20 protein-coding genes are annotated in these 16,304 nt (G+C 66.2%); 6 read left to right on the forward strand and 14 right to left on the reverse strand.

All coding sequences use genetic code 11. The annotated features are described in order from the left end of the window. Positions 1–15 precede the first annotated feature (15 nt). Genes AO057_RS05010 through flgB form a run of 5 tightly spaced genes read right to left on the reverse strand, consistent with a single transcriptional unit; the run spans position 16 to position 3,568 of the window. Complete coding sequence (locus AO057_RS05010; RefSeq protein WP_057674600.1) at positions 16–756, reverse strand: flagellar basal body rod protein FlgF; 741 nt, start codon at positions 754–756, stop codon at positions 16–18. 23 nt (positions 757–779) lie between these two features. Beyond that, the gene (gene flgE, locus AO057_RS05015) at positions 780–2,000 is read right to left on the reverse strand and encodes a flagellar hook protein FlgE (RefSeq protein WP_057674601.1); all 1,221 of its coding nucleotides are present in this window, start codon (positions 1,998–2,000) and stop codon (positions 780–782) included. A 36-nt stretch (positions 2,001–2,036) separates the two neighbouring features. Next, a complete protein-coding gene (locus AO057_RS05020) occupies positions 2,037–2,699 on the reverse strand; it encodes a flagellar hook assembly protein FlgD (RefSeq protein WP_057674602.1) in 663 nt (220 codons plus the stop codon). An 18-nt stretch (positions 2,700–2,717) separates the two neighbouring features. Beyond that, a complete protein-coding gene (flgC, locus tag AO057_RS05025; RefSeq protein WP_057674603.1) occupies positions 2,718–3,122 on the reverse strand; it encodes a flagellar basal body rod protein FlgC in 405 nt (134 codons plus the stop codon). A 26-nt stretch (positions 3,123–3,148) separates the two neighbouring features. Continuing rightward, a complete protein-coding gene (flgB, locus tag AO057_RS05030; RefSeq protein ID WP_057674604.1) occupies positions 3,149–3,568 on the reverse strand; it encodes a flagellar basal body rod protein FlgB in 420 nt (139 codons plus the stop codon). 227 nt (positions 3,569–3,795) lie between these two features. Here flgB and flgA point away from each other — a divergent pair, with 227 nt between their 5' ends. The 6 genes from flgA to AO057_RS17705 all read left to right on the forward strand — a co-directional run bounded on the left by flgA (position 3,796) and on the right by AO057_RS17705 (position 6,627). Next, a complete protein-coding gene (flgA, locus tag AO057_RS05035; protein ID WP_240480734.1) occupies positions 3,796–4,545 on the forward strand; it encodes a flagellar basal body P-ring formation chaperone FlgA in 750 nt (249 codons plus the stop codon). 129 nt (positions 4,546–4,674) lie between these two features. Continuing rightward, a complete protein-coding gene (flgM, locus tag AO057_RS05040) occupies positions 4,675–4,995 on the forward strand; it encodes a flagellar biosynthesis anti-sigma factor FlgM (protein WP_057674605.1) in 321 nt (106 codons plus the stop codon). Positions 4,996–5,014: 19 nt separating this feature from the next. Next, positions 5,015–5,374, forward strand: coding sequence for a hypothetical protein (locus AO057_RS05045; protein ID WP_057674606.1), 360 nt, complete (start codon positions 5,015–5,017; stop codon positions 5,372–5,374). Positions 5,375–5,477: 103 nt separating this feature from the next. After that, the gene (locus AO057_RS05050) at positions 5,478–5,789 is read left to right on the forward strand and encodes a type II toxin-antitoxin system RelE/ParE family toxin (RefSeq protein WP_057674607.1); all 312 of its coding nucleotides are present in this window, start codon (positions 5,478–5,480) and stop codon (positions 5,787–5,789) included. Then, the gene (locus tag AO057_RS05055) at positions 5,773–6,087 is read left to right on the forward strand and encodes a helix-turn-helix domain-containing protein (protein WP_057674608.1); all 315 of its coding nucleotides are present in this window, start codon (positions 5,773–5,775) and stop codon (positions 6,085–6,087) included. Before AO057_RS05050 ends, AO057_RS05055 begins: the two co-directional genes overlap by 17 nt. Before the next feature lie 84 nt (positions 6,088–6,171). Next, a complete protein-coding gene (locus tag AO057_RS17705) occupies positions 6,172–6,627 on the forward strand; it encodes an HNH endonuclease (protein WP_156404472.1) in 456 nt (151 codons plus the stop codon). Positions 6,628–6,807: 180 nt separating this feature from the next. Here AO057_RS17705 and AO057_RS05060 read toward each other — a convergent pair whose 3' ends face one another. The 9 genes from AO057_RS05060 to motA all read right to left on the reverse strand — a co-directional run bounded on the left by AO057_RS05060 (position 6,808) and on the right by motA (position 16,189). Further along, positions 6,808–7,524 (reverse strand): RNA polymerase sigma factor FliA, encoded by a 717-nt coding sequence (locus AO057_RS05060; RefSeq protein ID WP_057674609.1) that lies wholly within the window; start codon positions 7,522–7,524, stop codon positions 6,808–6,810. Continuing rightward, positions 7,524–8,309: a MinD/ParA family ATP-binding protein gene (locus AO057_RS05065; protein WP_057674610.1), complete on the reverse strand. Its 786-nt coding sequence runs from the start codon at positions 8,307–8,309 to the stop codon at positions 7,524–7,526. The genes AO057_RS05060 and AO057_RS05065 overlap by 1 nt, the downstream gene beginning before the upstream one ends. After that, positions 8,302–9,759 carry a flagellar biosynthesis protein FlhF gene (gene flhF / locus AO057_RS05070; RefSeq protein ID WP_057674611.1) on the reverse strand — a complete coding sequence of 486 codons (1,458 nt, stop codon included), beginning with the start codon at positions 9,757–9,759 and terminating at the stop codon, positions 8,302–8,304. Before flhF ends, AO057_RS05065 begins: the two co-directional genes overlap by 8 nt. Then, positions 9,756–11,837, reverse strand: coding sequence for a flagellar biosynthesis protein FlhA (gene flhA, locus AO057_RS05075; protein WP_057674612.1), 2,082 nt, complete (start codon positions 11,835–11,837; stop codon positions 9,756–9,758). Before flhA ends, flhF begins: the two co-directional genes overlap by 4 nt. Continuing rightward, positions 11,834–13,006 carry an EscU/YscU/HrcU family type III secretion system export apparatus switch protein gene (locus tag AO057_RS05080; RefSeq protein WP_057674613.1) on the reverse strand — a complete coding sequence of 391 codons (1,173 nt, stop codon included), beginning with the start codon at positions 13,004–13,006 and terminating at the stop codon, positions 11,834–11,836. The genes flhA and AO057_RS05080 overlap by 4 nt, the downstream gene beginning before the upstream one ends. A 200-nt stretch (positions 13,007–13,206) precedes the next feature. Then, positions 13,207–13,878, reverse strand: coding sequence for a protein phosphatase CheZ (locus tag AO057_RS05085; protein ID WP_057674614.1), 672 nt, complete (start codon positions 13,876–13,878; stop codon positions 13,207–13,209). Positions 13,879–13,881: 3 nt separating this feature from the next. After that, a complete protein-coding gene (locus tag AO057_RS05090; RefSeq protein WP_057674615.1) occupies positions 13,882–14,268 on the reverse strand; it encodes a response regulator in 387 nt (128 codons plus the stop codon). Between the two features lie 94 nt (positions 14,269–14,362). Beyond that, complete coding sequence (motB, locus tag AO057_RS05095; protein ID WP_057674616.1) at positions 14,363–15,325, reverse strand: flagellar motor protein MotB; 963 nt, start codon at positions 15,323–15,325, stop codon at positions 14,363–14,365. Positions 15,326–15,328: 3 nt separating this feature from the next. Continuing rightward, positions 15,329–16,189: a flagellar motor stator protein MotA gene (motA, locus tag AO057_RS05100; protein ID WP_057674617.1), complete on the reverse strand. Its 861-nt coding sequence runs from the start codon at positions 16,187–16,189 to the stop codon at positions 15,329–15,331. Positions 16,190–16,304 lie beyond the last annotated feature (115 nt).

Raw genomic sequence — 16,304 nt, forward strand, 5'->3', positions numbered from 1 at the left:
CCTGAAAAGTGGGCTTCAGCCTTGCAGGCTCAGCAGCTGGCCGGCGGAGCGGTCGTTGGATTCGGCGGTCTGCATCAGGCGCATCTGCACCTCGAACTGGCGCGCGGTCTGGATCATGCCGACCATGGTCTCCACCGCGTTCACGTTGGAGCCTTCGAGCACACCCACCAGCATGCGGGCATTGGCGTCGTTGGGCAGTGGGGCGCCCGAAGCGGGGCGGAACAGGCCGTCGGTGCCGCGCTTGAGCGGGTCCTCGGGGGTCGGTGTGGCCAGCTTGAGGCGGCCTACGGTGGCCGAGGGCTGGTTGCCGGTCTTGGCGCTGATGGTGCCGTCGAAACCCAGGCTGATCACCGAATCGTTGGGCACGGTGAGCGGCGCGCCGCCATCGGACAGCACGGGCAGGCCGTTGCTGGTCATTACCACGCCCTGGGGCGAGACTTCGAAGCCGCCGCTGCGGGTGTAGGCCTCGGTGCCGTCCAGGCCCTGCACGGCGAACCAGCTGTTGCCCTGCGGCATGGCGTCGAGGTCGCGGCCGGTGCGCTGGGCCGGGCCCGGCGCATCACGGTGGCCGGCAGTGGCCTCGAGTGCGAACACGCGCGTGGTGGCGCCCTCGCCGCGCAAGGGCACGGCGCGGTAGGTCGAGAGCTCGGCGCGAAAGCCGTTGGTCGAGACGTTGGCCAGGTTGTTGGAGAGCACGGACTGCCGGTGCGCGGCAGCGTTGGCCCCGGTCATGGCGGTGTAGATCAGGCGGTCCATGGTCTGTGGCTTTCAGGTGGCGTTTAGCGCAGGTTCACCAGGGTCTGCAGCACCTGGTCCTGCGTCTTGATGGTCTGGGCGTTGGCCTGGTAGGCGCGCTGCGCGGTCATCATGTTGACCAGCTCCTGCGTCAGGTCGACGTTGGAGTCCTCCAGCGCGCCCGCGCGCAGGGAGCCGAACTTGCCCTCGGTCGGGGCGCCCTGGATGGGCTGGCCCGACTCCAGGGTCTCGATCCACTGGCCGTGGCCGGTGGGCGCCAGGCCCTGCACGTTGCGGAAGTTGACCATGGCGAACTGGCCGGCGGCCTGGGTCTCGCCGTTGGAGTAGCGCGCCAGGATAACGCCGTTCTCCTCGATCTTCACGCCCACCAGTTCGCCGGGCGGATAGCCGTCCTGCGACAGGTCCGACACCGCGAAGCGCGCGCCGTACTGGGTGACGGTGGCCACGTCGAGTGTGACGTTGAAGGTGCCGATGGCCGGGTTGGGCGAGGTGATGGGCACCGTGAGCGCGGCCGGCACGGTGGAGGTCAGCAGGCCGTTGGTGCCGAAATTCAGCAGGCCGACCGCGCTGGCGGTGGCGGTGGCGGCCGAGGTCGGGTCGGTGTAGATCTGCCACTGGTCGTTGGCGACCTTGCGCATGTACATCGAGACCGGGATCTCCACGCCCTGCGAGTCGTAGGCCGTCAGCGATGTGCCGTAGGTGGTCAGCGGGGTGTTGGGCACCACCGAGTTCCACACCACGGCCTCGGCGTCGACGTTGAACTCGGCGGTGATCGCGGTGGTCTGGTTGGCGCCGATGGGCGCGGCCGTGGGCAGCTGGATCGGGTTGGTGGCAAAGCTCAGGCGGTTGCCGGCGATGTCGGTCTGGTAACCCAGCACCTGGGCGCCGGTGTTGGTGACGATGAAGCCAAAGCGGTCCAGCTTGAGTTCGCCCGCGCGCGTGAAGGCGGCCGAGCCATCGGGCAGTTCGAGTTGCAGGAAGCCCGCACCGTTGACGGCCACGTCCAGGTCGTTGTTGGTGACCGTGATGTTGCCTTGCGTGAACTGCTGCGAGACGGTGCTCACCTCCACGCCCAGGCCGGCCGAGCTGCCGCCGCCCGTGCCCAGGGAAGAGGCCACCAGCTCGCCGTATTCGGCACGCGAGGCCTTCATGCCCGTGGTGTTGGCATTGGCGATGTTGTGGCCGATCACGTCCAGGTTGCGACTGGTGGCGTTCAGACCGGAGAGACCTTGTTGGAAGCCCATGATGTGTTCCTTGGTGGATGCGTGAGGGTGTCGGGTTTAGAGGATGGACTTGATGTCGGCGTAGGACACCGGGTCGCGGCCGGCCAGGCGGATCTGCATGACGCCGTTTTCGCTGCCCACCGATTCCACGGTGCTGCGCGCCAGGCTCGTGGCCTCGATGGCGCTGCCCGCGCGCGTGGCGACGATGCGGAAACTCGGGTTGGTGGTGCCCGCGTAGGTCGAGGCGTCCCAGGCGAATTCGTGGCGGCCGGCCGGCAGCGAGCCGGCGCTCAGGGTCTCGATGAGCTGGCCCGAGCCGTTGAGAATCTCGATCTTCACGTTGTCGGTCGCGCCCTTGAGGTCGATGGCGCCGCGCGCCACGCCGCCCTGCACCACCAGCTTGTCGCTTTCGATGAACACATCGCGGCCCACCAGTGCGGCGCCCTGCAGCACCTGCATGGCGGAGAACTGGGCCGTCATGCTCTGCATCGTGGTGTTGAGCTGCTGGATGCCGCTGACCGTGTTGATCTGTGCCATCTGCGTGGTCATCTGCGCGTTGTCCATCGGGTTGAGCGGGTCCTGGCTGTTGATCTGCGCGACCAGCAACTTGAGGAAACGGTCCTGCATCTGCGCCGGGTCGGTGGTCAGCGTGCGGCTCGACGCGCTGCCGCTGCCGGTCTTCGTGAGACTGTCGATGTACGTTGCGCTGTCTACTGCCATGATGGGTGCTCCGTGTGTTTACTGGCCGAGCTGCAGCGTCTTGAGCAGCAGGGACTTGGCGGTGTTCATGACTTCGACGTTGTTCTGGTAGGAACGTGAGGCGGAAATCATGTTGACCATCTCCTCCACCGGGTTCACGTTGGAGTGGGTCACGTAGCCTTCGGCGTCGGCCGAGGGGTGGGTGGGCTCGAACACGCGCCGCGCCGGGGTCTGGTCTTCCTTGACGCTGCTGACCTTGACGCCGGCCGAGGACGCGGAGTCCATCAGCACGGTCTCGAAAGTCACCTGGCGGGCCTTGTAGGTCTTGCCGTCGGGGCCGGCCACGGCGTCGGCGTTGGCCAGGTTGCTGGCCACCACGTTGAGGCGCTGGGACTGCGCGCTGATGGCGCTGCCCGAAACCCCGAAGATGGAAAACATGGACATGATGGTGTTCCTTGGCCGGTGGCGGCTTACTGGCCCTGGATCGCGCTCAAGATCGTGCGCGAACTGCCGTTAATGAAACGCAGGGTGGATTCGTAGCGCACTGCGTTGTCGACGAAGTTGCCGCGCTCGCGGTCGAGGTCGACGCTGTTGCTGTCCATGGCCGGCTGGGTCTGCTGGGCATAGCCGAGGTTGGAGCCCAGTGCGCTGCCGCTGGCGTTGAGCGGCAGGTGGCGCGGGTTGGGGGCGCTGGCCGCGGGCTGCGCCAGGCCGGCGGGGCTCCCGGCGTCCAGGGCCTGGGTCATGGCCTGGCGGAAATTGAAGTCACGGGCCACGTAGCCCGGCGTATCGGCATTGGCGATGTTGCTGGCGATGGTGCGCTGGCGTTCGGCGCGCAGCACCAGGGCCTTCCCGTGGAAGTCCAGTGCGCTGGTCAGTTTGTCGAACATAAATCACCTCTGCGGTCGGTGGGGCCCCATAGGGCGGGTGCTGGCTGGGACCCCGTACGGAAATTATGGAAAGAACTTGAATTCCCGAGCGCCTGAAATGAGGGGGGAAAGCTGTGCATTTGCCGGCTTTGCGCTCCATGCCTGTACGTATAGTCGGCAATGTGGGTGGAGTCCTGAGCACTTTTTTGTAACACCCGGCGACACCGTTCAGGCAGGAGAAACAAGTCATGAAGCAGATGCCCTCGGGCTGCAAGACGTGGATACGTGGCGCCTACGCCGCGCTGGTCCTGTTCGCCTGTGTTTTCATGCAGCTGCCGGCCCGGGCCCAGGCCGTGAACAGCGAAGCCCAGTTGCCGGCGCTGGCACAGCGCTGGCTGGACCAGACGCTAGCGACCCAGGCCGCCCGCATGGAACAGCCGGTGCGCCTGCAGGCCACGCTGGGCCCGCTGGACAGCCGGCTCAAGCTGGCGCCCTGCGCTCGCGTCGAAACCTATCTGCCGCCGGGCAGCCGCCTCTGGGGCCAGGGCCGTATCGGCCTGCGCTGCCTGGAGGGGGCAACCCGCTGGAATGTTTCCATGCCGGTGACCGTCAAGGCCACCGGATCGGCCTGGGTGCTGCGCCGCGACGTGGCGCCGGGCCGCCCGCTGGAAGCGGACGACCTGATGCTGGCCGAGGTGGATTGGGCCGCCGAACCCAGCCCGGTGCTGGCTGCCCGCGATGCGTGGTCGGGCCAGGTGGCCACCCGCGCCCTGGGCACCGGCCAGACCCTGCGCCAGAACATGGTGCGGGCCGCCCAGGTGTTCCAGGCCGGCGCCCAGGTGCGGGTGCTGGTACAGGGCGGCGGTTTCCAGATCAGCTCCCAGGCCCAGGCCCTGTCGCCCGGCGTGGTGGGCCAGCTGGCCAAGGTTCGAATGGATAGTGGGCGCGTGCTCACAACCACCGTTCTGGATGCCAGAACGGTCCAGGTCGAGATGTGACAAGAGCTGATCGAGGGAAAAGCGTAGAAAAACCTAAAGTCAGTCATGATGCTGCCGATACCAAACGTACGGGGCATCACATGCCCTCCTGGCGGGTAGGCTCTACCTGCGGCAGTTTTGGAGAACGCAATGAAAGTAGGTCAACCGGCAGATTTGCCCAAAGTTTCGACACCGGCGGCAGCGGCGTCCGGCGCGGCTGCACCTGCGAAAAAGGAAGCGGCCGCCACGGCAGCCAGCACCGCCAGCTCGTCTGGCGTGGCGGTGACCGTGTCGACCTCGGTGCGCAGCCTGGAGCAGGCCAACCGCGGTGAGGCGGCCGATATCGATACCGAGAAAGTCAACGCGGTACGCCAGGCCATCGAAGACGGCACCTACGTCGTCAACCCCGAAGCCATCGCTGACAAATTGCTGTCCAACGCCCAGGAAATGCTGAACCGCACGCAGAACTGAGCCCCCCACGGAGAACCCCATGCTGCCCGCCGAGATTGAAAAACCGTTGTCGTTGATTGAACTGCAATGCGAAGCCGTGGCAGCGGCCGTGGCCACCGGCGAGCTGCTGATGCTGGAAAACGCCAGCAACGCCCTGCAGCAGGCGGCCCTGGATTTCTCCGGTCTCATGGACCGCCTGGGCGGTGCGCAGCAGGCCGGCCCCGAACTGCGTGCCCGCCTGAAAAAGCTGGCCGTGCAACTCAACATCCAGCGCGAAAACCTGATCCGCCGCAGCGTGGTGGTGGAGCGCGCCCTGCACGCCATGGTGCCCGCCACCCGCAAGAGCACCTACGCCGCCCCGGCCGGCCGGGCTGGTGGCTACAAGGCGTTTTCCGCCTGAGCTGAGACGCTCCAACACAAGGGCTGCCGTGGGCAGCCTTTTTTGTGTCCGCATGGATCGCGGTAGGCTGGATATCTATGCGCCTTAGGCGTATAGTTACGTGATGCTTACCGTTGTCGAGAGCCCCATCTTCCAGCGTCTGTGGCCTCGGTATTGGGACGAAGACGAGCGCGCTGAGTTCGCTTCGTTCATCGCGGTCAACCCGGATGTCGGTGCTGTGATACGTGGTTCTGGAGGCGTCCGCAAGGTGCGATGGGCCAGGGAAGGTACTGGCAAGTCGGGTGGCGTGCGCATCGTCTATCTCACCAGGAACGAAGCCGGCGAGGTTTACCTTCTCACCCTGTACGCAAAGTCGAAGTCGGAGAACATTTCTCTGGACACTCTCAAGGAGATCCGTCGTGCCCTCGAAACTTAAAAAACTCAGTTCTGCCGAAATAGCCGCGTTCGAGGCGAAGCGCGATATTGGCGCGGAGATACTCCAATCGATCAGGGACATGCAGGCTGGCAAAGGCAAGGTTGTGGTCTCGTCGGCCACCGAGGCCCGTGAGGCCACGGGTTTGTCCCAGTCCCAGTTTGCCAGCCTGCTTGGTGTTTCCGTCCGTACCCTGCAGGGCTGGGAGCAGGGTCGCAAGCAGCCGAGCGGCGCGGCGCGGACTTTGCTGGCGATCGCCAGCACCAATCCCAAGGCGGTGTTGGCGGTGGCGGGGAAGTAATTGGATCAATACTGACGATGAAGATCGATCCATGTGGCTCCGGCCTTTTGTGGTCTAAATCACGGGAGAGGGCAAAAACACACTATGTCGAGAACCAACGACCTTCTGTACATTGAGACCGAAGACTCTTGCGCGAATTGCGGGATTCGAGATGTCCGCGCCCTGACTATTCATCACATTGAACAAGTCAAACCGAAGAACGAGGCCTATGACAACAAGATCGTTCTTTGTCACAACTGTCACCAGTGCCACCACGATGGAACGGGACCGTCGGATAAGCAACTTCGCGACATCAAGCGCAGACTCATTGTCAAGACTCTCACGAGGTTGGGCCTCAATGCACTTAAGCGCGCAAATCGTCACTCAATGGTTGCTGCGTCTCCATTCACTGTTGATCATCTCGTAGAGTGGGGCTATCTGAAGCATGTTGAAGATCTCTCCAGTTGGGGGGACGAATCCGGAGAAGAGTTTCCGCTTGAGTCGATCTACAAAATTACTGACCGAGGTCGCGAACTCCTGCAGAAATGGAAGCTCACGTGAGTCCGTGAGTTGGCAGTGGTGGTGCCGTGTAACCCGCCAGTCAGAGCGAGCGCACAACTTCGTTCATTCATTGCGACTGCATCTATTCTTGTACGCCGGTTGCAATCGTCAATACCGTACGTTCCAATCGAAATAGAGAAGGGCTGCACGATGCAGCCCTTTGTCTTGGTGCGACCATTCTCAATGCGACCGCATCTTCGCCCGTAGCCGTGCAATCGACTGGCTGTGCAGCTGGCACACGCGGGACTCGGTGATGCCCAGCACGGCGGCGATTTCCTTGAGGTTCATGTCGTTCTCGTAGTACATGCTCATGATGTACTGCTCGCGCTCGGGCAGGCCTTTGATGGCGGTGACCAGGGAGTCGCGGATGCGCTGGTTGCGCAGCAGCTGCATGGGGTCGGAGTCGCCGTCGACCATGTGGCGGTCGAGGAAGCCGTCTTCGCCTTCGCTGTTGCCGGTCATGTCTTCCAGGTAGACCAGCTGCGTGCCCTTGACCTTGTAGAGCAGGGCCTGGTACTCGGCCAGTTCCATGCCCAGTTCGGCGGCGATCTCGGATTCGCTGGCCGAGCGGCCCAGCTTGTGCTCCAGGCGGGTGAGGGCGACCTCGATCTCCTTCTGGCTCTTGCGCGAGCCGCGGCTCATCCAGTCGTTCTCGCGCAGTTCGTCGATCATGGCGCCGCGGATGCGCTGGGTGGCGAAGGTTTCGAACTGCACGCCCTGGCTGGCCTCGAAACGGGTGAGCGCTTCCGACAGGCCGATCAGGCCGACCTGGATCAGGTCATCGACCTGGATGCTGGGCGGCAGCTTGGCCATCATGTGGTGGGCCAGGCGGCGCACCAGCGGCGAGTACTGCCGGATCAGGGCGTCGCGGTCGAGCTGGCCTTTGGCGGTATACATCAGAGGCTCCTCGCGGCCCGGGTGGCGCGGCCGGTGGCAGGGGGGGGCGCCCAGCGCGGCGGCTGCAGCGCATGCTCCAGGGTGCGCAGCGCCAGGCGCTGGGTCTCTTCGGCCTGGTCGGGGCAGACGGTCAGGGCCGGGACCTCGCAGGCGAGGAAATCCCGGGCACAGTCCTGCAGGTTCCTGCTGATGCTGTGCCCCGAGACGCGGGTGGCCAGGTTGGAGTCGTCCATCACAGCCACGATGGTAGGCCTAAGTTTGCCCATGTTCAACAACTGCTTGAGCGCGTGGTAGGCCGTCAGCAGCGCAGCGTCGCTGGCCGAGACGGGGAGCAGCGGCGACAGGCCGCTGCCCTGCAGCGAGCGCGCCAGTTCGTGCGCCGGGGCGTAGAGCAGGATCAGTTCGTAATCGTGGAAGAGTTCGGCCAGCTGGCGCGCGCGCTCGGCGCTGGCAGCGGGCGGCGGGCTGGCCTGGGGCGTGCCCAGTGCGGTCAGGCCCAGGGCGGCCGGCACGATGGGCCAGTCTTCCGGGCCCTGGCCGAGGTGGCTCAGTTCGTCGCTGTCCATCAGCAGTTGCTGCAGGCCGGGCTGTGCTTCGGATTCGCGCACGTGGGCATCGAGCACGACCACCGGGTAGCCCAGCGCCGTCCAGGCCGCACACAGTTGCCACAACAGGGGCAGTTCGCTGCGGCGGTCGCCATGGCTGGCGAGGGCGACGATGCGCGGTGCCTGTTCGGCGGCCATGGCGGCCAGACCGGCGGCCTGGTGGCTGTCGGTGTCAAGCATGCAGTTGTCCCTGTACGTGCATGCCCTGGGCGCCGGCCTGCGCGAAATACAGGCCCAGCTCAGCCATCTGCGGGTCGTGGGCCGATTTGCCCGAGGAGCGCATGGACAGCCTGACCAGTTGTTCGGCATTGGCGCGTTCCAGATCCTCGGGCACGCGCTGGCCGTTGCTCACGCCGCGCAGCACGAGGTGGTGGCGGATGACGCTGTCCAGCGCGGGGCCGAGCTTGACGGCTTCGTCGATCTTGGTCAGCACGGCCTGCTTGGCGCCGAAGTTGGCCACGGCCTCGTCCTGGGTGTCGCCGTGGCTGGCGGCGTTGAGCACCAGCAGGCGCTTGATCTGCGGCAGGTCCAGTACATCGAGGATGTCGCGCTTGCGCGGGTCGCGCGGGGCCACGCCGGTGGTGTCGATGATGACCAGCTTGCGGTTGGACAGCAGGCCCAGCAGATCCTGCAGGGCGGCGCGGTCGTGCGCCATGTGGGCCACCACGCCCAGCATGCGGCCGTAGGCGCGCAGCTGTTCGTGGGCGCCGATGCGGTAGCTGTCCAGGGTGATCAGGCCCACGCTGCCGGCGCCGTGTATGCGTGCGCACTGTGCGGCCAGCTTGGCGGCGGTGGTGGTCTTGCCCACGCCGGTGGTGCCGACCAGGGCGAACACGCCGCCTTCGTCCTTCAGCGCGGGGCCGCCGGCGTCGGTCTTGATGTTGCGCGTGAGCACGCCCAGCAGCCAGAGCATGGCCTCGGCCGGGCTGGCGTCGTCGGGCATCATGCTCAGCACGGCGCGCGCCAGGGCGGGCGAGTAGCCGGAGCGGATGAGCTTGAGCGTGAGGTTGGCGCGGATCGGGCTCTGCTTGGTCTGGCCCAGCCAGGCCAGGGTGCTGAAGCGTTCCTCGATCAGGTCCTTCATGGCGCTGAGTTCATTGACCAGTCCCTGCGACACGGCGGCCGGGGCGGCGGCCACGGGAGCCGGGGCGACGGGCAACGGCGCGGGGGCGGCCACGGCCTTGCGCGCGGGCGGCGGTGCGACCTCAGGATCGGGCGGGATGATTTCGTAGGCGGGGCGTGCGGACAGGGGCGCTGCGGTCTTGGCCTGTTGCTGGGCTTCGGCGCGGCGCTGCAGCATGCGTTCACGCACATAGTCCTGGAAGGACAGCGTGCTCATGGCCAGCTGGGCGGCGTCGTCTTCCACCGGGGTCTGGGCGGCGGCACGCACGGCGGCCACGGGTGCGGCAGCGGGGCGGGCCCGGGCCGGTGCGGCTGCCGGTGCTGCAGCTGCCGTGTTGGCCGGCAGGGTCTGGTCCAGCGTGGCCAGCGCGTCTTCGGTGGTGGCGACCACTTCAACGCCTTGCGGGGTCTGGCGGTTGGAGAGGATCAGCGTGCCTTCCCCAAAGACCATGCGGGCCTTGGCCAGGGCTTCGCGGGTGGTGGCAGCGTAAAAGCGTTGGATGTTCATGTCAGGGCACCTCGAAGGATCGGGCCGATGCGGATGGAATGGGTTTCAGGAATCTCGCTGTGCGCCAGCACCTGCATGCGCGGCGCGGCACGGCGCACCAGGCGCGCGATGGAATTGCGGATCTGGTCGGGCACCAGCAGGCAGGCCGGTACACCGGTCTCTTCCTGCTTCATGGCCACGGTGGCGGCGTTGCGCGTGAGCATGTCTGCCACGCCGGGGTCCAGCGCCGGGCCGCCGGCATGGCCCAGGGCCTGCACCAGCAGGCGCTCCAGCGGCGGGTCGATGGCGATGACGTTGAGTTCCTTGGAGGGGCCGTAGATCTGCTGCACGATGGCCGGCGAGAGCGCCACGCGCACGCGCTTGGCCAGCTCATTCGGATCGGTGACGCTGGGGGCGTGTTCGGCGATGGTCTCGATGATGGTGCGGATGTCGCGGATGTGCACCGACTCCTCCAGCAGCAGCTGCAGGACTTTCTGGAACACGGCAATCGAGATCATCTTGGGGACCACTTCTTCGATCAGTTTCGGTGCCAGCCGGCTGACGTGCTCGACCAGTTGCTGGGTCTCGGTACGGCTGAGCAGCTTGGCGGCGTGGACCTGCATCAAGTGTGACAAATGGGTGGCCATCACGGTCTCGGAATCAACGACCGTAAAGCCGGCCATTTGGGCGGCTTCCTTCTGGCGTTCGTCGATCCAGTGCGCGGGCAGGCCGAAGGCCGGGTCGGTGGTGGCGGTGCCGATCAGCGGCGTGGTGATGCCGCCGGGGTTGATGGCCAGGTACATGCCGGGGAAAGCCTCGCCGTCGCCGACCACCACGCCGCGCAGGCTGATGCGGTAGCCGCTGGGCTTGAGCTCCAGGTTGTCGCGCACGTGCACGGGCGGGGGCAGGAAACCCACTTCCTGCGCGAACTTGCGGCGCACGCCCTTGATGCGGGTGAGCAGGTCGCCCGAGCGGTTCTTGTCGACCAGCGTGATGAGGCGGTAGCCCAGTTCCAGGCCGAGCTGGTCCACGGGCTGCAGGTCGTCCCAGCTGGCTTCGCCGTCGCCCTGCGCCACGGGCGCTGCGGTAGCCTCTTCGGCGGGTGGCGGCTTGTGCGCCAGGACCCAGGCGGCGTAGCCGATGAGGGCGGCGATGGAGAGGAAGACCAGGTTGGGCATGCCGGGAATCAGGCCCAGCACGGTCAGGATGCCGGCGGTGATGCCCAGCGCACGCGGCGAGACGAACATCTGGTCGGCGATCTGGCGGCCCAGGTCCTGGTCCTTGCCCACGCGCGAGACCACCATGGCGGCCGAGACAGAGATCAGCAGGCCGGGAATCTGCGCCACCAACGCGTCGCCCACGGCCAGCAGGATGTAGCTGTCGGCGGCCTGGCCGGCGCTCAGGTTGTGCTGCAGCATGCCGATGGCAAAACCGCCGATGATGTTGATGAAGAGGATCAGGATGCCGGCGATGGCGTCGCCGCGCACGAACTTGGAGGCGCCGTCCATGGAGCCGAAGAAGTCGGCTTCCTCGCTGACCTCGGCGCGACGGCGCTTGGCTTCCTTCTCGTCGATCATGCCGGCGGAGAGGTCGGCGTCCACCGCCATCTGCTTGCCGGGCATGGCGTCCAGGGCGAAACGCGCCGAGACTTCGGCAATACGTTCGGCACCCTTGGTCACCACCACGAAGTTGATCACCACCAGGATGGCGAAGACGATCAGGCCGACGGCGAAGTTGCCGCCGATCAGGAAGTGGCCGAAGGCTTCGATCACCGCGCCGGCCGCGCCCGGGCCGGTGTGGCCGTCGAGCAGCACCACGCGCGTGGAGGCCACGTTGAGCGACAGGCGCATCAGCGTGGTCAGCAGCAGCACGGCCGGGAAGGAGGCGAAGTCCAGCGGGCGCAGCATGTAGGCCGCCACCATCATGACCATCAGCGCCACGGCGATGTTGATGGTGAAGAGGATGTCGAGCACCCAGGCCGGCAGCGGCAGCACCATCATGGCGAGGATGGCGACGACCAGCAACGGCGCGGCGGCGCCCGAGAGCATGGCGGCGTGGCGGCCGAAGCGGCCTTGCAGGGTCTGGAGTAGCGGGTTCATGCGGCGCTCGGGTTCGTTGTGGCCAGGGGCGAGTTCTTGGGCTGCAGCGGATCAAGTCCGGGCGGCACGGGCGGCTGCGGCGGCTCGCCCGGCATGGGGCCTTCGCCGCGCATCGCGGCGCGCAGGCGGTAGATGTAGGCCAGCACCTGCGCCACGGCGGTGTACAGGCTGGCGGGGATGTCCTGGTCGAGTTCGGCGTGGGCGTAGAGCGCACGCGCCAGCACCGGCGACTGCAGCACCGGCACTTCGTGTGCCTTGGCGATGTCGCGGATCTTCATGGCCAGCAGGTCGGCGCCCTTGGAGATGACACGCGGCGCGCTCATGGTCTTCTCGTCGTATTGCACGGCCACGGCGTAGTGCGTGGGGTTCATGAGGATGAAGTCGGCCCGGGGCACGGCCTTGATGCTGCCGCGCTGCGCGATCTCGCGGGCCTTCTGGCGTCGGTGGCCCTTCATCTGCGGGTTGCCTTCGGATTCCTTGTGCTCGTCGCGCATTTCCTTGAGCGACATCTTGAGCTCGGACTGGTGCAGGAAGTTCTGCAGCGGCAGGTCCACCAGCGCCACCAGCAGCACGACCGCCAGCAGCAGGCTGGTGCCGGTGAGCAGCCACTCGAACATGCTGCCCAGGGCGGCGACCGAGGGCTGCATCACCAGGGCGGCGACCGAGGGCAGGGTGGAGTGGATGAAGGCCGCCGCCAGCGCCAGGATGAAGAACATGATGAAGGTGGTCTTGGCGGTCTCGGCCAGCTTCTTCTTGGAGACCAGGCCCTTGAGGCCGGCCAGGGGGCTGAGGCGCGTGAGGTCCGGCATGATGGGTTTGAGGCTGAGCACCCAGCCGCCCGAAGCCAGCGTGCCCAGCACGGCGATGCTGGTGACGATGAGCGCGAAGACGACGCAGCCGATCAGGCCGGTGAGCACCATGGCCTGCAGGCGATCGAGCATGCTGCCCGTCTGCAGGGCCGCGGCCGCGTCGAAGGTGAGCTGCCGCCCCATGGCCAGCTTGAGCTCGCCGTACATATAGGGGGCCAGGAACAGCAGGGTGAGGGCGCCGCCGCCGAGCACCGCCAGGTGCCCGAGGTCGCGTGAGCGCGCGACCTGGCCGTCTTCACGCGCCCGCTGCAGCTTGCGCGGCGAAGCGGGTAAATTGCGGTCCTGACTGCTGGAATCCATGGTGGCGAGACGCTGAAGTTCACGCCATTGTCGTCAAGGGGTGCCGTAACTAAAGGCCGAAAAGACCGGCCTTTCCACCCCTGATCTTGAGGAGGTTTTCAAAGCCAGGGCACCCGTGGAACCGGCTTTGCCGGGCCACCGGGTGCGTCCCCCTTCCGCCGTAGGCGAGAAAGGGGGAAGCGGCGCAGCCGCTCAGGGGGTTAAAAACCTAAACTGGCCAGCAGGTCGTCGACCTGGGACTGGCTGGTGACCACGTCGGTGGCCTGGCTGGCGTCGACCACCGGGCCGGACAGCACCACATCGTCCACGCTGAGCGGGGCGGCGGCGGATGCCGGGGGGCTCACGCGGGATTGCAACTCGGGCGGGGCAGTCTGGATCAGCAGCTCGACCAGCTGGTCCTCGATGACGGTGGCGAGGTTCACCACGCGCGCGATCACCTGGCCGGTCAGGTCGTGGAAGTCCTGCGCCATCATGATTTCGGTCAGGTGCTGGTCGACCTCGCCATTGGCTTTTTCCAGATCGGTCAGGAAATTCATGATGTGGCCCTTGGCCACGGCGGCCACCGGGTCGGCCACCAGCAGGGCGATCATGTGCCGGGTCTGGGCGCCGATGTGGTCGTGCTGGGTCTTGGCCTGGTCGACGCGGTTGAGCACCTTCTCGGCGGCTTCCCCGGTCAGGCGGGCAATGTAGGACAGGCGCGAACGGGCATCAGGCAGCTCGCCCGCCGTGCCTTGCAGCTTGTCGGCCAGGCCGAGCTCCTGCAGCGCATCGTGCAGCTGACGGGTCAGCTGGCCGATCTTGTGGTGGACGTCCGGAGCGGCGTCCGGGGAAGCGGCGTCCCCGGCGTTGTGGGCAGAGGCGCTGGGTTCCATGATTTAGGCAAGCCCCGCTTTTTTGAGGATGTGGATCACCTTGTCTTCGAGGGTGGCCTTGGTGAAAGGCTTGACGATGTAACCGGCCGCCCCCTGCTGGGCTGCGAGCACGATGTCTTCCTTGCGCGCCTCGGCAGTCACCATCAGCACCGGGATGTGCTTGAGCTTCTCGTCCTTCTTGATCTCGGCCAGCAGCTGGAAGCCGTTCATGTTCGGCATGTTGATGTCGCTGACGACGAAGTCGAAGTTGCTGGCACGCAGCTTTTGCAGTGCGACCACGCCATCCTCGGCCTCGTCGGCATCGGCAAAGCCGCTCTCCTTGAGCAGGTTGCGCACGATGCGCCGCATGGTGGAGAAGTCGTCGACAACCAGGAATCGGGGGTTGGCCATGGCTGAGCCTTTCTGTTCTATTGGGGCAGCTGTTGGGGCAGATTATCGCAAGTCCGGGCGATGACCAAGTCTTTCGGATGCTTTGCCGTGGGGTTCATTGTGCCGGGGTGGCCGGCGCAGGTGTGGGGGCAGGTGCCTGGGCGGGCGGGGCGGCGGCCTCGGGCTCGGCCAGCACGGGCACCCGGCTGGTGCCCAGCAGGCGCTCCTCGGCCTCGCGGGTCAGGACCATGATGCTGATGCGCCGGTTCACCGGCGCCAGGGGCTGGTCCGGCTCCAGCAGCACGCTGGAGGCCAGGCCGGTCACGCGGATCAGCTTGTCCTCGGGCATGCCGGCGAGGACCAGTTCACGGCGCGAGGCGTTGGCGCGGTCGGCCGAAAGCTCCCAGTTGCTGTAGCCGCGGTCACCGCTGCCGTAGGGGGTCTGGTCGGTATGGCCGTCCAGGCTGATGCGGTTTTCCACGCCGTTCAAGGCAGCGCCGATCTCGCGCAGGATCTCGCGCATATAAGGCTGGACCACGGCGCTGCCGCTGGTGAACATGGGGCGGCCCTGGTCGTCGACGATCTGGATCTGCAGGCCGTCGGGCGTGGTTTCCAGACGGATCTGGTTGCTGTACTGGGCCAGCTTCTTGTTGTTGGAAATCGCGGCGCTGATCTTGGCGCTCAGGGCGGCCAGGCGCTTGGCTTCCTGCCGGGCAGCCTCGGCGCGTGCCTGCTCCATGGCGCGCCGCTTTTTCAGCGGGTCGGAGCTTTCACCCTGATGCTGCTGGCCGGCGACCTGCGTCAGGTCGGCGCCGCCGCCGGGCAGCACGGTGGGGCTGGCGCCAGCGCCGCTGCCGCCTGCCATGGCGACCTTGAGCGGCGAGCTGAAATAGTCGGACAGGCCCTTGAGGTCGCCCTTGGAGGTCGAGCCCAGCAGCCACATCAGCAGGAAGAAGGCCATCATGGCGGTCACGAAGTCGGCGTAGGCGATCTTCCAGGCGCCGCCATGCGCGGCGTGCCCGGTCTTCTTGACCTTCTTGACGATGATGGGCTGGAGCTTCTTGGCGTCGGAGGCCATGGCTTACTTTTTGCCGCGCACGTGGCTTTCGAGTTCGATGAAGGTCGGGCGCTCGGTCGAGAACAGCACCTTGCGACCGAATTCGATGGCCGTGGAGGGGTTGTAGCCCTGCATGCTGGCCAGCAAGGTGGACTTGATGCACTCCAGTTCCTTGGCGCTGTCCTGGGCCTTCTGCTCCAGCAGGCCGCCCAGCGGCTCGACCACGCCATAGGCCAGCAGGATGCCCAGGAAGGTGCCGACCAGGGCCGAGGCGATCATGCCGCCCAGCACGGCGGGCGGCTGGCCCACCGAGCCCATGGTGTTGACCACGCCCAGCACGGCGGCCACGATGCCGAAGGCCGGCAGCGCGCCGGCCAGACGGGCGATGGCGGCGATGGGACCGTGGGTTTCCTGGTGATGGGTCTCGATCTCGTTGTCCATCAGGGACTCGATCTCGTGGGCGTTGAGGTTGCCCGAAACCATCATGCGCAGGTAGTCGGTGGTGAACTCGACCACGTGGTGGTCGCTGCCCACCACGGGGTATTTCTGGAAGATGGGCGATTCGTGCGGGTTCTCGACATCCTTTTCGATGGCCATCAGGCCTTCCTTGCGCGCCTTCTGCAGGATGTCGTAGAGCATGGCCATCAGCTCCAGGTAACGATCCTTGGTGTACTTGGAGCTCTTGAGGGCCTGCGGGATCATGGCGATGGTCGCCTTGAGCACCTTGGGCTGGTTGTTCACCACAAAGGCACCCAGGGCGCCGCCGAAGATGGTGATCAGCTCGAAGGGCAGGGCCGTCAGGATCACGCCGATATTGCCGCCGTGCACGATGTACACCCCGAAGATGCACCCCATGGCGACGGCATAACCAATGATGACTAGCATGTTCGTGGAGGATCTTGAGGGGTGGGCGGATGCGCGGGCTGGTGGCCTGTGCCGGACCATTCTAGGGGAAAGGTCGGGTGGGGCGCTACGAAAAAAAGGGGGCCAATCGGCCCCC

Origin of the sequence: Curvibacter sp. PAE-UM, from assembly GCF_001432305.1 — a bacterium.
Taxonomy (GTDB): Bacteria; Pseudomonadota; Gammaproteobacteria; order Burkholderiales; family Burkholderiaceae_C; genus Hylemonella.